Annotated in this window: 15 protein-coding genes and 1 tRNA gene; 7 read left to right on the top strand and 9 right to left on the bottom strand. The window is 72.5% G+C overall.

The genetic code is table 11. From position 1 onward, the window contains the following. The 5 genes from thrC to DDP54_RS12260 all read right to left on the bottom strand — a co-directional run bounded on the left by thrC (window position 1) and on the right by DDP54_RS12260 (window position 6,853). The gene (gene thrC / locus DDP54_RS12280) at window positions 1-1,092 is read right to left on the bottom strand and encodes a threonine synthase (protein WP_109131975.1); all 1,092 of its coding nucleotides are present in this window, start codon (window positions 1,090-1,092) and stop codon (window positions 1-3) included. Then, a complete protein-coding gene (locus DDP54_RS12275; protein ID WP_109131974.1) occupies window positions 1,092-2,435 on the bottom strand; it encodes a homoserine dehydrogenase in 1,344 nt (447 codons plus the stop codon). Before DDP54_RS12275 ends, thrC begins: the two co-directional genes overlap by 1 nt. 110 nt (window positions 2,436-2,545) lie before the next feature. Further along, window positions 2,546-3,901, bottom strand: a complete 1,356-nt coding sequence (gene lysA, locus DDP54_RS12270; protein ID WP_197711391.1) for a diaminopimelate decarboxylase — start codon at window positions 3,899-3,901, stop codon at window positions 2,546-2,548. Next, complete coding sequence (gene argS, locus DDP54_RS12265) at window positions 3,898-5,577, bottom strand: arginine--tRNA ligase (RefSeq protein ID WP_109131973.1); 1,680 nt, start codon at window positions 5,575-5,577, stop codon at window positions 3,898-3,900. The genes lysA and argS overlap by 4 nt, the downstream gene beginning before the upstream one ends. Continuing rightward, on the bottom strand, window positions 5,564-6,853 hold the full coding sequence (locus DDP54_RS12260) for an MFS transporter (protein WP_109131972.1): 1,290 nt from the start codon (window positions 6,851-6,853) through the stop codon (window positions 5,564-5,566). The genes argS and DDP54_RS12260 overlap by 14 nt, the downstream gene beginning before the upstream one ends. A gap of 86 nt (window positions 6,854-6,939) precedes the next feature. Here DDP54_RS12260 and DDP54_RS12255 point away from each other — a divergent pair, with 86 nt between their 5' ends. The 6 genes from DDP54_RS12255 (at window position 6,940) to DDP54_RS12230 (ending at window position 13,313) form a co-directional block, all read left to right on the top strand. Beyond that, window positions 6,940-7,602 carry a FadR/GntR family transcriptional regulator gene (locus tag DDP54_RS12255; protein WP_109131971.1) on the top strand — a complete coding sequence of 221 codons (663 nt, stop codon included), beginning with the start codon at window positions 6,940-6,942 and terminating at the stop codon, window positions 7,600-7,602. 151 nt (window positions 7,603-7,753) lie between these two features. Then, window positions 7,754-7,826, top strand: a tRNA-Arg gene (locus DDP54_RS12250). Between the two features lie 95 nt (window positions 7,827-7,921). Beyond that, on the top strand, window positions 7,922-9,574 hold the full coding sequence (locus DDP54_RS12245) for a Na+/H+ antiporter (RefSeq protein ID WP_109131970.1): 1,653 nt from the start codon (window positions 7,922-7,924) through the stop codon (window positions 9,572-9,574). 109 nt (window positions 9,575-9,683) lie between these two features. Further along, window positions 9,684-12,419, top strand: coding sequence for a bifunctional acetaldehyde-CoA/alcohol dehydrogenase (adhE, locus tag DDP54_RS12240; RefSeq protein ID WP_242448383.1), 2,736 nt, complete (start codon window positions 9,684-9,686; stop codon window positions 12,417-12,419). A gap of 150 nt (window positions 12,420-12,569) precedes the next feature. After that, window positions 12,570-13,097 carry a hypothetical protein gene (locus DDP54_RS12235; RefSeq protein WP_109131969.1) on the top strand — a complete coding sequence of 176 codons (528 nt, stop codon included), beginning with the start codon at window positions 12,570-12,572 and terminating at the stop codon, window positions 13,095-13,097. A gap of 87 nt (window positions 13,098-13,184) precedes the next feature. Continuing rightward, complete coding sequence (locus tag DDP54_RS12230) at window positions 13,185-13,313, top strand: molybdopterin oxidoreductase (protein WP_109131968.1); 129 nt, start codon at window positions 13,185-13,187, stop codon at window positions 13,311-13,313. A 25-nt stretch (window positions 13,314-13,338) separates the two neighbouring features. Here DDP54_RS12230 and DDP54_RS12225 read toward each other — a convergent pair whose 3' ends face one another. Further along, window positions 13,339-14,571 (bottom strand): multidrug effflux MFS transporter, encoded by a 1,233-nt coding sequence (locus DDP54_RS12225; RefSeq protein ID WP_109131967.1) that lies wholly within the window; start codon window positions 14,569-14,571, stop codon window positions 13,339-13,341. Between the two features lie 83 nt (window positions 14,572-14,654). Here DDP54_RS12225 and DDP54_RS12220 point away from each other — a divergent pair, with 83 nt between their 5' ends. Beyond that, window positions 14,655-15,389: an SOS response-associated peptidase gene (locus DDP54_RS12220; protein WP_109131966.1), complete on the top strand. Its 735-nt coding sequence runs from the start codon at window positions 14,655-14,657 to the stop codon at window positions 15,387-15,389. A gap of 75 nt (window positions 15,390-15,464) precedes the next feature. On the opposite strand, the gene DDP54_RS18670 is transcribed toward DDP54_RS12220, so the two are convergent. Genes DDP54_RS18670 through DDP54_RS12210 form a run of 3 tightly spaced genes read right to left on the bottom strand, consistent with a single transcriptional unit; the run spans window position 15,465 to window position 17,529 of the window. Then, window positions 15,465-15,707: a hypothetical protein gene (locus tag DDP54_RS18670; protein ID WP_242448382.1), complete on the bottom strand. Its 243-nt coding sequence runs from the start codon at window positions 15,705-15,707 to the stop codon at window positions 15,465-15,467. Further along, window positions 15,704-16,615, bottom strand: coding sequence for an adenylate/guanylate cyclase domain-containing protein (locus DDP54_RS12215; RefSeq protein WP_242448381.1), 912 nt, complete (start codon window positions 16,613-16,615; stop codon window positions 15,704-15,706). The genes DDP54_RS18670 and DDP54_RS12215 overlap by 4 nt, the downstream gene beginning before the upstream one ends. Window positions 16,616-16,629: 14 nt before the next feature. Then, the gene (locus DDP54_RS12210) at window positions 16,630-17,529 is read right to left on the bottom strand and encodes a biotin--[acetyl-CoA-carboxylase] ligase (protein WP_109131965.1); all 900 of its coding nucleotides are present in this window, start codon (window positions 17,527-17,529) and stop codon (window positions 16,630-16,632) included. Window positions 17,530-17,632: the final 103 nt, after the last annotated feature.

Here is a 17,632-nt window from a genome sequence, read left to right as displayed (position 1 = left end):
TCAGCCGAGCTCGAGCGCGTCGGCGATCGCGACGACGTCGGCGGACACGCGCATCGGCGTGACCTCCGAGCCGTCCGCCGTGCGCAGGGCCCACTGCGGGTCCTTGAGCCCGTGACCCGTGACGGTCACGACGATGCGTGCGCCCACGGGGACGCGACCCTGCGCGGCCAGCGCGAGGATGCCCGCGACGCCCGCGGCCGACGCGGGCTCGACGAACACCCCGACCTTGCTCGACAGGATCTTGTGGGCCGCGAGGATCTGCTCGTCCGTGACGGCCTCGATGAGACCGCCCGAGGTGTCGCGCGCGTCGATCGCCTGCTGCCACGAGGCGGGGTTCCCGATCCGGATCGCCGTCGCGATGGTCTCGGGCTCGGTGACCGGGTGGCCCAGCACGATCGGTGCCGAGCCCGCCGCCTGGAAGCCCCACATCGCGGGCGTCCGGGTCGCGACCGCTGGCAGCGAGCTGCCCGCGTCGAGCCCCGCGTACTCGCGGTAGCCCTTCCAGTACGCCGTGATGTTGCCCGCGTTGCCGACGGGCAGCGCGTGGATGTCGGGAGCGTCGCCGAGCGCGTCGACGACCTCGAACGCACCCGTCTTCTGGCCCTCGATCCGGTCGGGGTTGACCGAGTTCACCAGCTCGACGGGGTACGCCTCAGCGAGCTTGCGGGCCGCGACCAGGCAGTCGTCGAAGTTGCCGTCGACCTGCAGGAGCCGAGCGCCGTGCGCGATCGCCTGGCTCAGCTTGCCCATCGCGATCTTGCCGTCGGGGACCAGCACCGCGCAGAGCATGCCCGCCGCCGTCGCGTACGCCGCGGCCGACGCCGAGGTGTTGCCGGTCGAGGCGCACACCACGACCTTGGCCCCACGCCCCGCCGCCGACGAGATCGCGGTCGTCATCCCGCGGTCCTTGAACGAGCCCGTGGGGTTCATCCCCTCGACCTTGAGGTACACGTCCGCCCCGGTGAGCGCGGAGAGCGCGGGCGCGGGGACGAGCGGCGTGCCGCCCTCGCCCAGCGTGATCACGCGGCGCTGCACGTGCTCCGGGAGTCGGTCTGCGTACTCGGCGATGACTCCTCGCCACTGGTGTGCCATCAGGCTCCCTCGACTCGCAGGACAGAGATGACGCGGCGCACGGAGTCGAGCTCGGCGATCGCGGCGACCGTGCCCGCGAGCGCCTCCTCGGAGGCCTCGTGCGTCGTGATGATGAGGAGCGCGACGCCGTCGCGTCCCTGCGCCCCAGGCAGCTCGGGCACCTGGCGGATGGCCTCGATCGAGACGCCGCGGTCACCGAGGGTCGTCGCCACCTGCGCGAGCACCCCGGGACGGTCGGTCACGTCGAGCCGGATCTGGTAGCGCGTGCGGGCGGCCGACGCGGGCAGCACCGGCAGGGCCGCGTACGACGACTCGACCGGACCCCTGCCGCCGAGCACGCGGTGCCGCGCGACCGACACGACGTCGCCGAGCACCGCCGAGGCCGTCGGCGCGCCGCCGGCCCCACGCCCGTAGAACATGAGCTCGCCAGCAGCCTCGGCCTCGACGAACACGGCGTTGAACGCACCGCGGACGCCCGCCAGGGGATGGGCCACGGGCACGAGCGCGGGGTGCACGCGCACCTGGATCCCGTCGCCCTGGCGCTCGGCGATCGCGAGCAGCTTGATGACGTAGCCCGTGCGCTCGGCCCAGGCCACGTCGTCCGCCGTGACGGAGCTGATGCCCTCACGGTCGACGTCGTCGATCGACACCCGCGTGTGGAACGCGAGCGACGCGAGGATCGCCGCCTTCGCCGCGGCGTCGTACCCCTCGACGTCGGCCGTCGGGTCGGCCTCGGCGTAGCCGAGCGACTGGGCCTCGGCGACGGCCGCGTCGAGGTCGAGCCCCTCGGTCGCCATGCGGTCGAGCACGTAGTTGGTCGTGCCGTTGAGGATGCCCAGGACCCGCAGCACGCGGTCGCCGACGAGCGACTCGCGCACGGGTCGGACGATCGGGATCGCGCCGGCGACGGCCGCCTCGAAGTACAGGTCCACCTGCGCGGCGTCCGCAGCGGCGTACAGCGTGGGACCGTCCTGCGCGAGGAGCGCCTTGTTGGCGGTGACGACCGCGGCACCGTGAGCGATCGCGCTGAGCAGCAGGCTGCGCGCGGGCTCGATGCCGCCCATCACCTCGACGACGACATCGGCCCGCGTCACGAGCTCCGCGGCGTCCGTCGTCAGCAGCGCACGGTCGACGACGGGGTCACGGTCGGCCGCGAGGTCGCGCACGGCGACCCCCACGAGCTCGAGCGGAGCGCCGACGCGAGCCGCGAGGTCGGCGGCCTGCGTCACGAGGAGGCGCACGACCTCGGTGCCCACGACCCCGGAGCCGAGGACGGCGACCCGCAGCGGTGCGGGGCCCGGCTGCGAACGACCGGCAGCCGCCTGCCCATCAGGAGCTGTCACTGCGTCCGCCTCCGCCTCCGGGCCGCGCCCGGTCGGTCGTCGTGGTCAAGGAGTCCGGTCGACAGCTCGCCTCGCGGCGCTGTCCGGAACGCCTCAAAGGATAGGGGGCGTCAGCCCTGGTCGAGGGCCAGGAGGTCGTCCTCGGTCTCGCGACGGACGAGCACCCGGGTCGCACCGTCGGTCACGGCCACGACGGGTGGGCGTGGGACCTGGTTGTAGTTGGACGCCATCGAACGCCCGTAGGCCCCGGTCGCGGGCACCGCCAGCAGGTCGCCGGGTGCCACGTCGGCGGGCAGCTGGACCTCGTGCACGACGATGTCGCCGCTCTCGCAGTGCTTGCCCACGACGCGGCACAGCGCGAGGGGTGCCGAGCTCGTGCGCGACGCCAGCTCGGCGTGGTACTGCGCGCCGTAGAGCGCCGGGCGCAGGTTGTCGCTCATGCCGCCGTCGACCGAGACGTACGTGCGCACCCGCCCGTCGTCGAGCGTCACGGGCTTGACCGTCCCGACCGTGTAGAGCGTGCAGGTCGTGGGTCCGACGATGGCCCGACCGGGCTCGACGGAGACGCGCGGGAGCGCGGTGCCGAGCTCGGCGCACGCCGCGTCGACCGCCGCGGCCATGTCCTTCGCGATGCGGTCCGGGTCGAGCGGCACGTCGCCCGGCAGGTACGCGATGCCGTACCCGCCGCCGAGGTCCACCTCGGGCACGAGGTAGCCGGTCTCCGCTGCCAGCTCGGCGCGCAGCCGCAGCACCTTGCGCGCGGCCACCTCGAAGCCCGACGGGTCGAGGATCTGCGAGCCGATGTGGGAGTGGAGGCCGAGCAGGCGCAGCTCGGGGCGGGCCAGCACCGCCCGCAGCGCCGCGACCGCGGGGCTCGGCGCGCCGTCCGGACCGGGGACGAGCGACAGCCCGAACTTCTGGTCCTCGTGCGCGGTCGAGATGTACTCGTGCCCGCCGGCGTGCACGCCCGTCGTGACCCGGACCATGACCGGCGCGGGCTCGCCCCGACGTGCGCGGACGGCCTCAGCGATCCGCTCGACCTCGCCGAGGGAGTCGACGATGAGCCGCCCGACGCCGGCCTCGAGCGCTCGGGTGATCTCCGCGTCGGACTTGTTGTTGCCGTGCAGGCCGATGTCCGCGCCGGGGACACCCGCGCGCAGCGCGATCGCGAGCTCGCCGCCGGTGGCCGTGTCGACCCGCAGACCCTCCTCGTGGGCCCAGCGCGCGACCGCGACGGACAGGAACGCCTTGCCCGCGTAGTACACGTCGACGTCGGTCCCGATCGCGGTGAACGCCGCGGTGAAGGCTGAGCGGTAGGCGCGTGCCCGGGCCCGGAAGTCGGCCTCGTCGAGCACGTACGCCGGTGTCCCGTGCTGTGCCGCGAGCGCGCGCAGGTCGACGCCCGCGACCGCGAGCGCGCCGTCGGGCAGGCGCGTGGTTCCGCTCGACCAGGGCGCGCCCGTCACATCCGCTCCGGCGCGCTCACGCCCAGCAGCTCGAGCCCGTTCGCGAGGACCTGACGGGTCGCGTCGTTGAGCCACAGCCGCGTGCGGTGGGTGTCCGAGACGACCTCGTCCCCGAAGGGCGCGACCCGGCGCTGGTCGTACCACTTGTGGTACGACCCGGCGAGCTCCTCGAGGTAGCGCGCGACGCGGTGCGGCTCGCGCAGCTCGGCCGCGTGCGCGACGACCCCCGGGAAGCCGGCGATCTGCCCGAGCAGCACGGACTCCGAGGGGTGGTCCAGGAGGTTCGCGTCGAAACCGTCGGCACGGTCGACGCCCGCCTCGGCCGCGTTGCGCGCCACGTTGACCGTGCGGGCATGCGCGTACTGCACGTAGAAGACCGGGTTGTCGTTCGTCGCGGTCACGAGCAGGTCGAGGTCGATGTCGAGGGTCGAGCTCGCGGCGGACCGGGCGAGCGCGTAGCGGGCGGCGTCGATCCCGACCGCGTCGACGAGGTCGTCGATCGTGACGATGTTGCCCGCGCGCTTCGACATCCGGACGGGCTCGCCGTCCTTGACGAGGTTGACCATCTGGCCGATGAGGATCTCCAGGTTGACCCACGGGGTGTCCCCGAAGGCCGCGCACATCGCCATCATGCGGCCGATGTACCCGTGGTGGTCCGCGCCGAGCATGATGATGACGCGGTCGAAGCCGCGCTCGCGCTTGTCGAGGTAGTAGGCGAGGTCCCCCGCGATGTAGGCGGCGTTGCCGTCCGACTTGACGATGACGCGGTCCTTGTCGTCGCCGAAGTCGGTCGTGCGCAGCCACGTGGCGCCGTCGGCCTCGTAGATGTGGCCGAGCTCGCGCAGCCGCGCCACGGCCCGGTCGACCGCCCCCGACTCGTGCAGCGAGTCCTCGTGGAAGTACACGTCGAAGTCGACCCGGAAGTCGTGCAGCTTGGCCTTGATCTCGCCGAACATCTGGTCGACGCCGCGGGAGCGGAACACCTCCTGCGCCTCGGGCTCGGGCAGCGTGCGCGGGTCCGGCTGGCCGTCGGCGACCGCTGTGGCGATGACGGAGTCGGCGATGTCGGAGATGTACTGGCCGCCGTAGCCGTCCAGCGGCGCCTCGGCGCCCATCGCGCGGGCGAGCAACGACCGGGCGAAGCGGTCGATCTGCTCGCCGTGGTCGTTGAAGTAGTACTCGCGGGTGACCTCGGCCCCGGCCGCCTGCAGCAGCCGCGCGAGAGAGTCGCCCACCGCCGCCCAGCGCACACCACCGATGTGGATGGGTCCGGTCGGGTTCGCCGAGACGAACTCCAGGTTGATGCGCTCCCCCGCGAGCACCGTGCCGCGGCCATAGGCGGGCCCGGCGTCGACCACGGTGCGGGCGAGCTCGCCGGCCGCGGCCGTGTCGAGCGTGATGTTCAGGAAGCCGGGACCGGCGACGTCGACCTTCGCGACGCCCGGGTGGTCGCCCAGCCGGCGCGCAAGCTCCTCGGCGAACGCACGGGGGTTCGTCCCGGCCTTCTTGCCGAGCTGCATCGCGACGTTCGTCGCCCAGTCGCCGTGCTCGCGCTGACGGGGTCGCTCGACGCGCACCTGCGCGGGCACGGCGGACGGGTCGAGCGCGAACGTGCCGTCGTCGACGGCGGCCACGAGGGCAGCACGGAGGGCCTCGGAGAGCTCAGCGGGGGTCACCGGACAAGGGTAGCGAGCCGTCGGCGGGCCCCCGTCCGCCCCACGTGTCCTCGAGCATAACGGGCCGGCACGCGACCCAGCCTGCGGCGAGCAGCACCACGAGGGTCACGAACAGGAACCCGAACGGCGCCTCCCACCGACCCGTCGACCCATAGAGGACACCGACGAGCAGCGGTCCGATGGCCGCGATGGCGTAGCCCACGCCCTGCGTGAACCCTGAGAGCGAGACGGCACCGGCCGACGTGCGAGTGCGCAGGTTGATGAGCGTCAGGAGCAGCGGGAAGGTGCCGGGACCGAGCCCGATCAGCACCATCCAGAGTCCCACCGCCGCCGAGGGAGCGACCAGCAGCCCGGCGTACCCCACGACCCAGCAGCCGACGAAGGCGGTGGCGACCCAGAACGGGTTGCGCAGCCTCGTCGCCACGAGGGGCACGACGAGGGAGGCGGGCAGGCCGAAGATCGCGACGACCGCGAGCCACCGGCCGCCCGCGGCCTCGCCGAAGCCCGCGTCGATGAGGAGCTGCGGGATCCACGCAAAGATCACGTACGAGTTGAGCGAGTTCATCCCGAACGTCACGGCGAGCCCCCAGGCGAGCGGGCTGCGCCACACGCGCCCCTCCCCGCGGTGCCGCGAGTCGAGCGCCGGGGTGTGCCGGGGCGAGCGGCGCAGGACGCCCGCGAGCGCCGCGCGGGCCGTCGCCGACCGCACGACGACGACGAGCCACGGGACCGCCGCGACGACGCCGACCGCACCCCAGGACCCGAGCGCCACGCGCCAGCCGAGCCGGTTCGCGAGGGGGACGGCGAGCAGCGGCGGGATCGCCGTGCTGAACGACATCGCGACCGAGTAGACGGCGGTGACGGGGCCGATCCGGTCGGGGAAGTACCGCTTGACGAGCGGCGGGAGCAGGACGTTGCCCATCCCCATGCCCGCGAGCGCGATGACGGACCAGCCGAGGAAGCCTGCCGAGGTCGTCGCGGTCGAGCGCGCGACCTCGCCGAGCACCGAGACGAGCGTGGCGACGACCAGGGTCGGCTCGAGCCCGAGGCGCCGCGACACCATCGGTGCGAGCGAGCCGAACAGCGCGAACGAGGCGACGGGGATGGTGCCGAGCACGCCCGCGAGGGTCGGCGAGAGCGCGACGTCGACGCGCACGGCGTCGAGGATCGGGCTCACGGCGGCGACCGCGATCCGCAGGTTGAGTGCCACGAGCACGATCCCGACGAGGACGACGACGCGGCCTCGCCACCAGGCGGTGCGCCCTGTGAGTAACATCCGGACCAACTTCGCGCTCGGTCTGACAGGGCGGCGTCGGGGCGAGTGGTGCTGCACCGGCACATGTGACAAGGAGAATACCTGGGATGATTCGTCGCACCGGATTGATCGACGGCGCGGTCGACACGCTACGTGAGCGGATCACCGCGGGTGAGTGGCCGGTCGGCACGCGGATCCCGCCGGAACCCGCCCTCGCCGAGCTCCTCGGGGTCGGCCGCAACACCGTGCGTGAGGCCGTGCAGTCCCTCGTGCACGCCGGCCTGCTCGCACGGCGCCAGGGGTCCGGCACCTACGTGCTCTCGACCTCCGAGCTCACCGTGACCATCGGACGGCAGATCGCCGACGCGCACCAGCGCGACGTCGTCGAGGTCCGACGCAGCCTCGAGGTCGAGGCCGCCCGCCTCGCCGCGAACCGGCGGACCGCGACCGACGTCGCCCTGCTGCTCCAGATGCGGGACGCGCGGGCCCACGCGCACGCCCTCGGAGACCTCGACGCGATGGTCTCGACCGACCTCGAGCTGCACCTGGCGATCGCGCGCACGGCCCGCAACCCCGTGCTGCTCTCGCTGTACGAGAGCCTCCTGGACGCCATCAGCGCGAACATCCGGTTCAACTTCGAGCGGCCCGTGTCCAACGGGTCGGACGACACGGGGCACGACGACCTCGTCGCCGCGATCGGCGCGGGCGACGAGCCGCGCGCCGTCGCGGAGGTCGAGACGTACCTCTCGAGGCAGCTCGCGCGCGGCTGATCTCGCGCTGGTCGCGCGCGATCCCCAGCACGCGTCGGCGGCACCCGCCGACGCGTGCTGATAGTCTCGTGCACCGCATCAACTGCTGATCGATCGGCCATCTCCTCGGAGCTTCCGCGGAGCCGGGCCGGAAGGTTCGCCGTTGTCGCCGGCCCGCGTAGCTCAGTGGATAGAGCGTCCGCCTCCGGAGCGGAAGGCCGAAGGTTCGAATCCTTTCGCGGGCACCCCTCATCGCGTGGCACGACCGAGCGCCTGGCACGACGGCGTGCTGTCCCGCACCACCGTGGGTCGTTCTGGCCACGACTCCCCGGGAGGCCCCATGAGTCACGTCGCGCTCTTCGCCCTCGTCGTCGGCGCGGTCGGGATCGCCGCGCTGTGCCGCCGCTGGGGCTGGTCGCCGCCCCTCGTGCTCGTCGCAGCGGGGCTCGTCGTCTCGTTCGTGCCGGCGGTGCCGCGCTTCGAGGTCGACTCGACGATCATCCTCGAGTTCGTCCTGCCGCCGCTGCTGTACTCCGCGGCGCTGTCGAGCTCGTACCAGGACTTCCGCCGCTCGCGGAACTCGATCCTGCGGCTCGGCGTCGGGCTCGTGCTCGTCACCGCGGCCGCGGTCGCGCTCGTCGCATGGGCGATCGTCCCCGAGCTGCCGATCACGGCGGCCCTCGTCCTCGGCGCGGTCGTCGCGCCGCCGGACGCGGTGGCCGCTGTCGCCGTCGGCCGCCGGCTCGGCCTGCCCCGGCGGGTCATGACGCTGCTCACGGGCGAGAGCCTCATCAACGACGCGACGTCGCTCACCCTGTACAAGGTCGCGATCGCGGGCGTGGCGACCGGCGCGACCGTCCCGTCCACAGGCGTGCGTGTCTTCATGGTCGCGGTGCTCGTCGGCACCGGGCTCGGCCTCGTCATCGGGTGGGTCGTGCACCGCCTGCGGCTGCACCTCGACGACCCGGTGGTCGCGTCCACGATCGGGCTCCTCACGCCGTTCGCCGCGTACTGGGCCGCGGAGTCGCTCGGCGGCTCGGGCGTCCTCGCGGTCGTCGCCGCCGGGCTGTACCTCGGGCACACCGCGCCGCAGGCGGGGTATGCGACGCGGCTGTACGAGACGCCGGTGTGGTCGACGGTCGACCTGCCGCTCGAGGCGTTCACGTTCGCCCTCATTGGCGTCCAGCTCAAGTGGGTCCTCGGCGACGTCATCGCCTCCGACCAGGGGCTCGGCATCGCGATGGCGCTCTCGCTCGCCGTCCTCGCCACCGTGGTCCTCGTCCGACCGCTGTACGTGTTCGCGACAGCCCGGGTGGACCTCATCCGCCTGCGCGGCAGCCACCGCACACCCCACGACGCACTCTCCACCTCCGAGCACGCCGTCGTCTCCTGGGCCGGGATGCGCGGGGTCGTGACCCTGGCGGCCGCGGCCGCGATCCCGGCGACCGTCAACGGGGCACCGTTCCCCGCCCGGGCGACCCTCCAGCTCGTCGCGTACGCGGTCGCCATCGGGACCCTGCTGCTGCAGGGGCTCAGCCTGCCGTGGGTCATCCGGCGGCGGAGCGTCGAGGAGCACGACGACGCCGAGCGCGACGCGGCCCAGGAGGCCGCGCTGCGCCTCGCGACCGCAGCCGCTGCGCAACGGGTCATCGAGAGCAAGACGGCCGCGTGGTCGCGCGAGCTGGGCGCGACCCAGGCGAAGGCCGTGACCGACGCCCTCGTGCACGCAGGAAACGTGCGCGCACAGGCTGCGGCTGCGATGCTTGACCCAGCGCGCGGTGACGACGACCCCGCCCTTGCCGGTGCACCCGCCGCCCCGGTTCGAGGCAAGCGGGGCCACCGTCTTCGCCGCGAGATCCTCGCCGCACAGCGCCAGGTGCTCGTCGCACGGCGCGACGCCGGCGAGCTGGATGAAGCAGTCATGCGGCGCGTGCTGCGGGAGCTCGACCTCGAGGACGAGCGGATGTCCGCGTCGTGGCTCAACCGCGTGTGATCTGCGCCACAGGACTTTAGACACATCGAATCGGGCAATGCGTCGCATAGCCTCGTGTACGAGGTCAACGGAGATCTCGTTCACTCACCGACAACGTGGGGAGCACCCCGTGACCAGCTTGACCACCCCTGACGCCGCAATTGCTGGCGCCATCGACCAGCTCGTCGAGGGCGCGAACAAGGCCCTCGCCGAATACGCACGCTTCACCCAGGAAGACATCGACCACATCGTGCGGAAGGCGTCCGTCGCGGCGCTGAACCAGCACGGTGAGCTCGCGCTCCTGGCGGTCAACGAGACCGGTCGCGGCGTGTTCGAGGACAAGGCCGTGAAGAACATCTTCGCGTGCGAGCACGTCACCAACTCGATGTCCTCGCTCAAGACGGTCGGCGTGATCAACCGCGACGACCTGGCGGGCATCATCGAGATCGCGGAGCCCGTCGGGGTCATCTGTGGCGTCACGCCCGTGACCAACCCGACGTCGACCGCGATCTTCAAGGCCCTCATCGCCCTCAAGACGCGCAACCCGATCGTCTTCGGGTTCCACCCGAGCGCGCAGCAGTCGTCGGTCGCCGCGGCCCGCGTCGTCCGCGACGCGGCTGTCGCCGCCGGCGCACCCGAGAACTGCATCCAGTGGGTCGAGGAGCCGTCGCTCGCGGCGACGTCCGCACTCATGAACCACCCGGGCGTCGCGCTCATCCTGGCGACCGGCGGCAACGCGATGGTCCGCGCGGCGTACTCGTGCGGCAAGCCCGCTCTCGGCGTGGGCGCCGGAAACGTGCCCGCATACATCGAGAAGACGGCAAAGCTCAAGCGCGCCGTCAATGACGTCGTCCTGTCGAAGGCATTTGATAACGGAATGATCTGCGCCTCTGAGCAGGCCGTCATCATTGACGACGAGATCTATGACGCCGCGATGGCCGAGTTCGACGTCCTTCACGCCTACCGCGTGAACAAGAAGGAGAAGGCGCTCCTCGAGAAGTTCATCTTCGGTGTCGAGGCCAAGGGCAAGAACTGCGGCGAGGCCAAGCTCAACGCCTCGGTCGTCGGGCAGCTGCCCAGCTGGATCGCGGAGAAGGCCGGCTTCACTGTCCCGGCCGACACCTCGATCATCCTTGCCGAGGTCAGCGGGGTCGGACCGGACGAGCCGCTGACGCGCGAGAAGCTGTGTCCCGTGCTCGCGGTGCTGCGCGCCAAGTCGACCGAGCAGGGCCTGACCTACGCCGAGCAGATGGTCTCGTTCGACGGCCTCGGCCATTCGGGTGCGATCCACACGCAGGACGACGCGCTCATCGAGGAGTTCGGCAGCCGGGTCAAGGCGGTGCGCATCATCGTCAACGCGCCCTCGTCGCTCGGTGGCATCGGTGACATCTACAACTCGTTCATCCCGTCGCTGACCCTGGGTTGCGGCTCCTACGGCCACAACTCGGTCTCCAACAACGTCTCGGCGGTGAACCTGGTGAACATCAAGCGGATCGGTCGCCGCAACAACAACCTGCAGTGGTTCAAGGTCCCGGCCAAGACGTACTTCGAGCCGAACGCGATCCGCTACCTCTCCGACATGGCTGACGTCGAGCGCGTGACGATCGTCACCGACTCGACGATGACCACGCTGGGCTTCGTCGACAAGATCATCGACGTCCTCAACCGCCGGTCGAACAAGGTCGCGCTGCAGATCATCGACCAGGTCGAGCCCGAGCCGAGCGTCAAGACCGTGCAGGCCGGTGCCGCGCAGATGCGCCACTTCCGTCCCGACACGATCATCGCCCTCGGTGGCGGCTCGCCCATGGACGCCGCGAAGGTCATGTGGCTGCTGTACGAGCACCCCGAGATGGTCTTCTCCGACCTGAAGCAGAAGTTCTTCGACGTGCGCAAGCGCGCGTTCAAGTTCCCGGTGCTGGGGGAGCTCGCCAAGCTCGTGTGCATCCCGACCACGTCGGGCACGGGCGCCGAGGTCACGCCGTTCGCCGTCATCTCCGACCCGGAGACCGGCAAGAAGTACCCGCTCGCGGACTACGCGCTGACCCCGACGGTCGCGATCATCGACCCGATCCTGACCGCGAAGATGCCGCGCTCGCTCGCCGCCGACTCGGGCTTCGACGCCCTGACGCACGCGACCGAGGCCTATGTCAGCGTGTACGCGAACGACTTCACCGACGGCATGGCGCTCCAGGCGATCCGCCTGATCTTCGACAACCTCGCCCAGAGCGTCAACGGGGTCCCGGAGACCCCCGAGACGGCCGCGGCGCGCGAGAAGATGCACAACGCCGGGACGATCGCGGGCATGGCGTTCGGCAACGCGTTCCTCGGGATCGTGCACGCGATGGCCCACGTCGTCGGCTCGACGTTCCACCTGGTGCACGGCCGCACGAACGCGACCCTGCTGCCGCACGTCATCCGCTACAACGGGACCGTGCCGACCAAGCTCACGAGCTGGCCGAAGTACGAGAGCTACGTCGCGCCGGAGCGGTTCCAGCAGATCGCGGCCATGCTCGGCCTGCCGGCGACGACACCGGCCGAGGGCGTCGAGTCCTACGCCCTCGCGGTCGAGTCGCTGCGGGCCAAGGTCGGGATCCCCGCGTCGTTCCAGGCGCAGGGTGTCGACGAGCAGGACTTCATCGGCCGCCTCGACGAGGTCGCCATGGGGGCCTACGAGGACCAGTGCGCACCCGCCAACCCGCGGATGCCCATGCTGGCCGACATGAAGGACATCATGACGGCCGCGTACTACGGCACGTCGCTCGGCGAGGTGCGCAGCCGTCGGGAGCTCCCGGCCGCTGTCGCCGAGGTCGCCGAGCCCGTCGCCGAGGTCGCCGCCTCGACCGAGGGTGATGTCGTCACAGCCTGACAGCTCAGCGCCTGACCGAGCGCCCCGCCCCGCAGATCACTGCGGAGCGGGGCGCTCGTACGTCCGGGCCCGTCACCCGACCTGGGCCAGGACCCGCGACAAGGCACACTGGTCGGAGCACACCCATCACCGACCCTCCTGGAGGCGCTCGTGCGCACCGCGACCACCCTGACCGCCCGCACGACCGCATCGCTCGCCGCGTGCGCCGTCGCCGTGACCCTGGCCGTCGCCGGGTGCTCGGACGTGCGCGACCAGGCCGGCGCGCTGACGACGCAGGCGCAGTCCGCGGTGGAGAGCGCCAAGGCGCTCGCCGACGGCTTCGCGGCGCAGGTCGACCGCGCACGCACGGACCTGGCGGCGGCACGGACCGCGATCGACGACGCCAAGGCTCAGCTGGGCTCGCTCGACGCGACCGCTCGCGCGACCGCGCAGGACGCGGTCGATCAGGCCACGGCTGCCCTCGACTCGGCGAAGACCGCGCTCGACACCGCGTCCGCCGACGGCGCCGGCCCCGCAGCCGACCAGCTCGCCGCCGCCCAGAGCGCTCTCGACGCCGCACGCACGAAGCTCGACGCCGCCGCCGCGTCGACCGACGGCGGCGCCCGCAGTGCGATGGACGCGCTGGCCGCGCAGGTCGAGGCGCTGCGGGTCGAGGTCGAGAAGGCCACGACCCCCTGAGGTCTGTCCCGGCCTGCGCCGGGTGAATTACAGGATCAGCCACCGGAAGTGTTGTCTCTCGCCCCACCGCTGCCGATCCTCAGAGGTATGACCACCATCCGGCCCCCGGAGCGCATCACGCGCCATCATCACCTCGAGTGGTGGGTGGTGACCGCCTGGGGATCGATCGCCCTGGTCGTGGCGGCGGGCGTCGCGGCCGCCGCCGGCGTCGGCTGAGCAGCGGCCCGCGCACCGCCGCGGCTCAGGTGGTCCAGCCGCCCGAGCGGTAGGCCGGGGTCGCCAGCGCGAGCACGAGCAGAGCCGCCAACGATGCGCCTGCCATCACCCCCGTCATCGCCACCGTCGTGCCGCCCAGGACGCCGACGAGCGGGGCCACGGTCCCGGACACGAGAGCCTGCGTCCCGCCGATGAAGGCCGCCGCGGTCCCGGCCATCTCGCCGTGCCGGCCGAGCGCGAGCGCCGAGGCGTTGGGGGGCGTGACGTTGACGAGCGCGAGAGCGAGCCACAGGACGACGAGCAGCGCGGGCAGCCCGCCCGCGCCGGTGGCGCCGATGCCGAGGAGCACGAGCCCGAGCGCCAGCGACACCGGCACGATGACGCGGATGATCCGGATCGGCGCATAGCGCCGGACGAGCCAGGCGTTGACCTGCGCCCCGCCGACGAGGCCCAGGCCGTTGACGGCGAACAGCAGCGCGAACTGGTTCGCGGACAGCCCGTACCCCTCGCGCAGCACGAAGGGAGACCCGACCACGTAGCTCATGAGCCCCGCGGCGCCCAGACCCGGCAGGATGGCGAGCGCGAGGAAGTGACGGTCGCGCAGCAGCGTCCGGTAGCCCGCGAGCGCCGAGCTCAGGCCGCCGTCGCGCCGCCGCTCCCCCGGCAGCGTCTCGGGCAGCCGGCGCCACACCACGACCCACAGCCCGACGCCGAACACCCCGAGCGCGACGAACACGCCCCGCCAGCCGACCTGACCCGCGATGAGGCCGCCGATGCTGGGGGCGAAGAGCGGCGCGACCCCGATGACGAGCATGAGCCGCGACAGCAGCCGGGATGCGTCGGAACCCACGAACCGGTCCCTGATGACGGCCATCGCCACCACCGAGGCCGAGGCGTTGAAGAACCCCTGGGCGACGCGAAGCGCGACGAGCGGCAGGATCCCCGGCGCGATCGCGCACAGCAGCGAGGTCAGGACGTGCAGCGCGATGCCGACGAGCACGGGCCTGCGCCGCCCGAACCGGTCCGACATGGGACCGATGACGAGCTGTCCGACGGCGCCGCCGATCATCATCCCGGTCATCGTCAGCTGGACGGCCGCGGTGCCTGTCCCGAGGTCGCGCGCCACGTCCGGCAGCGACGGCAGGTAGATGTCGGTCGAGACCGCCGGGAGGGCTGCCATCGAGCCGAGCAGCAGGACGTACCTGGCATGGGGGCGGTACGTCGGGGTGGGCGTGACCGCGGGTGTGCTGGTGCTCATCGCAGCCGATCATCCCATCGCGACGAACGTGAGGCGAATCGATTCGATCGGCAGGGGTCGGGGGTCTGCGAGAGGCTGAGGCCATGTGTGGTCGGTATGCCTCGTTCCGGGAGGACCAGCAGATCGCCGACGAGTTCGCGATCGCCTCGGTCGCCGACGACGTGCGCCTCCTGCCGCCGTCGTGGAACCTCGCACCCACCGACCCGGTCCGGATCGTCGTCGACCGGCCCGAGCGCCTCGAGGACGGGACGCACGGCGCGCTCACGCGCCAGCTGCGCACCGCGCGCTGGGGACTCGTGCCGTCGTGGGCGACGGACCCGTCGATCGGCAACCGGCTGATCAACGCCCGCGTCGAGAGCCTGCTCGGCAAGCCCGCCTTCAAGCGACCGTTCGCGCTGCGCCGGGCGCTGCTCCCCGCCGACGGCTACTACGAGTGGCAGGCGCCCGAGCCGGGTGCGCTGACGCGGACGAAGCAGCCCTACTACCTCCACCCGGCTGACGGCGGGCCCCTCGCACTCGCGGGGCTCTACGAGTTCTGGAAGGACCCCACCAAGGCTGACGACGACCCCACGCGCTGGCTCGTGTCCGCGACGATCATCACGACCGCGGCGACCGGTGAGCTGGCGCGCATCCACGACCGTCGCCCGCTCATGCTCCGCCGGGAGGCGTGGGACGCGTGGCTCGACCCCGCCGTCGACGCCGCCGGGGCCATGGAGCTCGTGCTCGGACCCGTACCCGAGGTCGTCGCGACCGCGATCTCGACGGCGGTCAACGCGGTCGCCAACGACGGGCCCGAGCTCATCCGCCCGGTCGACTGACCGCGACCGGGTCGATCGCACCCGGCTCGTCGATCACGCCGCGCGAGTCAGGCCGATCGGTTCGCGACGCGTGGGTCACGCCGAGCGCAGCAGCACCGGGGCGATCGGCCCGATCCCCGCGAGCTCGCGCTCGGGCAGCGTCTCGACCACGAACCGCGCGTCGCCTGCGAGCAGCTCGCCCGTTGCCGTGTCCGTGAGGACGGCGCTCGGGTCGGCGATGTCCGTGAGCCTGGCCGCGAGGTTGACCGAGGGGCCGAACACGTCCCCGAACCGGGACAGGACCCGTCCCCACACGAACCCGACGCGCACCGGCGTCACGCCCCGCGCGCCCTCGGCGAGCCCCCGGCGACCTGCTCGAGCTCGACGTCGAGCTCTCCGCCGAGCTCACGGGCGAGCCCGAGCGCGACCTGCGCGCCCGTGACGACGTCGTCGGCCACGAAGAGCACGGCGTCGCCGATCGTCTTGACGACGCGGCCACCCGCGTTCGTCACGACGTTCCGGGCGGCGTACTCGAACCGCTGCACGAACTCGGAGAGGTCCGTCGAGCCGAGGCCCGCGGTCCGCCGGGTGAACGAGACCATGTCGGCGAACCCGACGGCCCGGGCGAGCGGCAGACCGTCCCGGTCGGCGCCGGAGGTGCGCTGCTCGCCGTAGTCGGCGGCGAGCCGTCCGGCGATCGCGGCGAGCTGGCGGCGCCACGCGTGCACGAGCTGCGCCTCGAGCAGGGGGGCGAGGTCGGCGAGCCGGTCGAGGACGAGGAGCCGGGCACTCGTGTCGTCGAGCCCGTACCGGGTGGCCATGTCCTCGACGAGGGCCTCGACCTGCCACAGCGCGAGGCGGTCGGCGGTGTGGCCGAGCGCCCGGGTCAACGACGACGCGGTCCGCAGCGCGAATCCCCGCTCACGGATCATCCGCGACACACGCCCGACCGCGTCGGCGTCCTGCTCGGTGAACACCACGTCGTCCGCCTCGGGGTGCGGGAGCCCCAGCGTCTGCCAGTACAGCCGGACGAAGTCGAGCGGTGCGTCGATCCGCCCCGCGAGGTCCCGCAGCGTCAGCGTGCGCGGACCCCCGAGCAGCACGTCGTCGAGCTCGGCGAGGGTCGAGGCAGCTGCCCCGGCGGGTGTCGACGTGGCGTCGACGGTCGGTGTGCCGTCGGTCGGCGCGTCGTCGGCACGCGCCTCGTCGGCAGGCGGCGAGGCGGCGGCACCCGCGGCAGTCGTCACGTGTGGAGGGTAGTTCACGTCGCCCGGATGTGATGCACGTCACCCGCGCGCACGTGCCGCTCCGTCCCGGTGTCGTCCACCACGACCAGGGCACCGTCCGGGCCGAGCCGCCGCGCGGTGCCCGTCACCTCGTCGCCGCCCGGCAGCTCGACGCGGACCCGGGTGGCGAGCGTCGAGCACACCGAGGCCACCTCGTCGGCGAGCCCCGACGAGTGCACGTCCCCGTCGTGCTCGCGCCACCGGCCCATCAGCTCGTCGAGCGCCGAGACCAGGGCGACGAGCAGGACCTCCCGGTCGACCTCACGCGCGCCGGCCAGCGCGAGCGACGTCCCGCTCGGGACGGGCAGCTCGTCGGCAGCCTGGGACACGTTGACGCCGATGCCGACGACGACCATCCGACCGGCGGACGTCTCGACCAGCTCGCTGAGGATCCCGCCCACCTTCCGCACGCGGCCCCACCCGTCCAGGTCGGCGTCGTCAGGGGCGGGGACCATGACGTCGTTGGGCCACTTGAGCGACGCCTGCACTCCCGCTGTGGCGCGGAGCGCGGTCACGGTCCCGAGGCCGGCGAGCAACGGGATCCAGCCGAACGACGAGATCGGCCCGTCGGGCTGCAACGCGAACGACACGGTGAGCGCGGCCCGGGGCGGCGTCAGCCAGGTCCGACCCGCACGGCCCTGGCCGTCGTCCTGGTGGTCCGCGACCAGCATGCTCGGTGCGGGCCAGTCGTTCGGCTCGGCGTGCAGCCGTGCGATGAGCTCACGGTTCGTCGAACCGACGCGGTCGAGGACCTCGACGCGCGCCAGCGGGCCCGCGGGCGCCAGGAGCAGCGACCTCACGACCGACGCTCGCAGCGGCCGACGCTCGCCGACCAGATCCTCGCCCTGCCCACCGGTCACCGCGTGCTCGCTCATGCCACCATCCTCGCGCGGACCGGGTCGAGACTCCACGGGTGGCGACCCGTCGGCGCGGCCTTGTCGGGACCCCACGAGCCCGCTGCCCCGACACGGTCGTCCG

Source organism: Cellulomonas sp. WB94 (assembly GCF_003115775.1).
Classification (GTDB): domain Bacteria; phylum Actinomycetota; class Actinomycetes; order Actinomycetales; family Cellulomonadaceae; genus Cellulomonas_A.
This window is presented reverse-complemented; position numbering and strand designations above follow the sequence as displayed.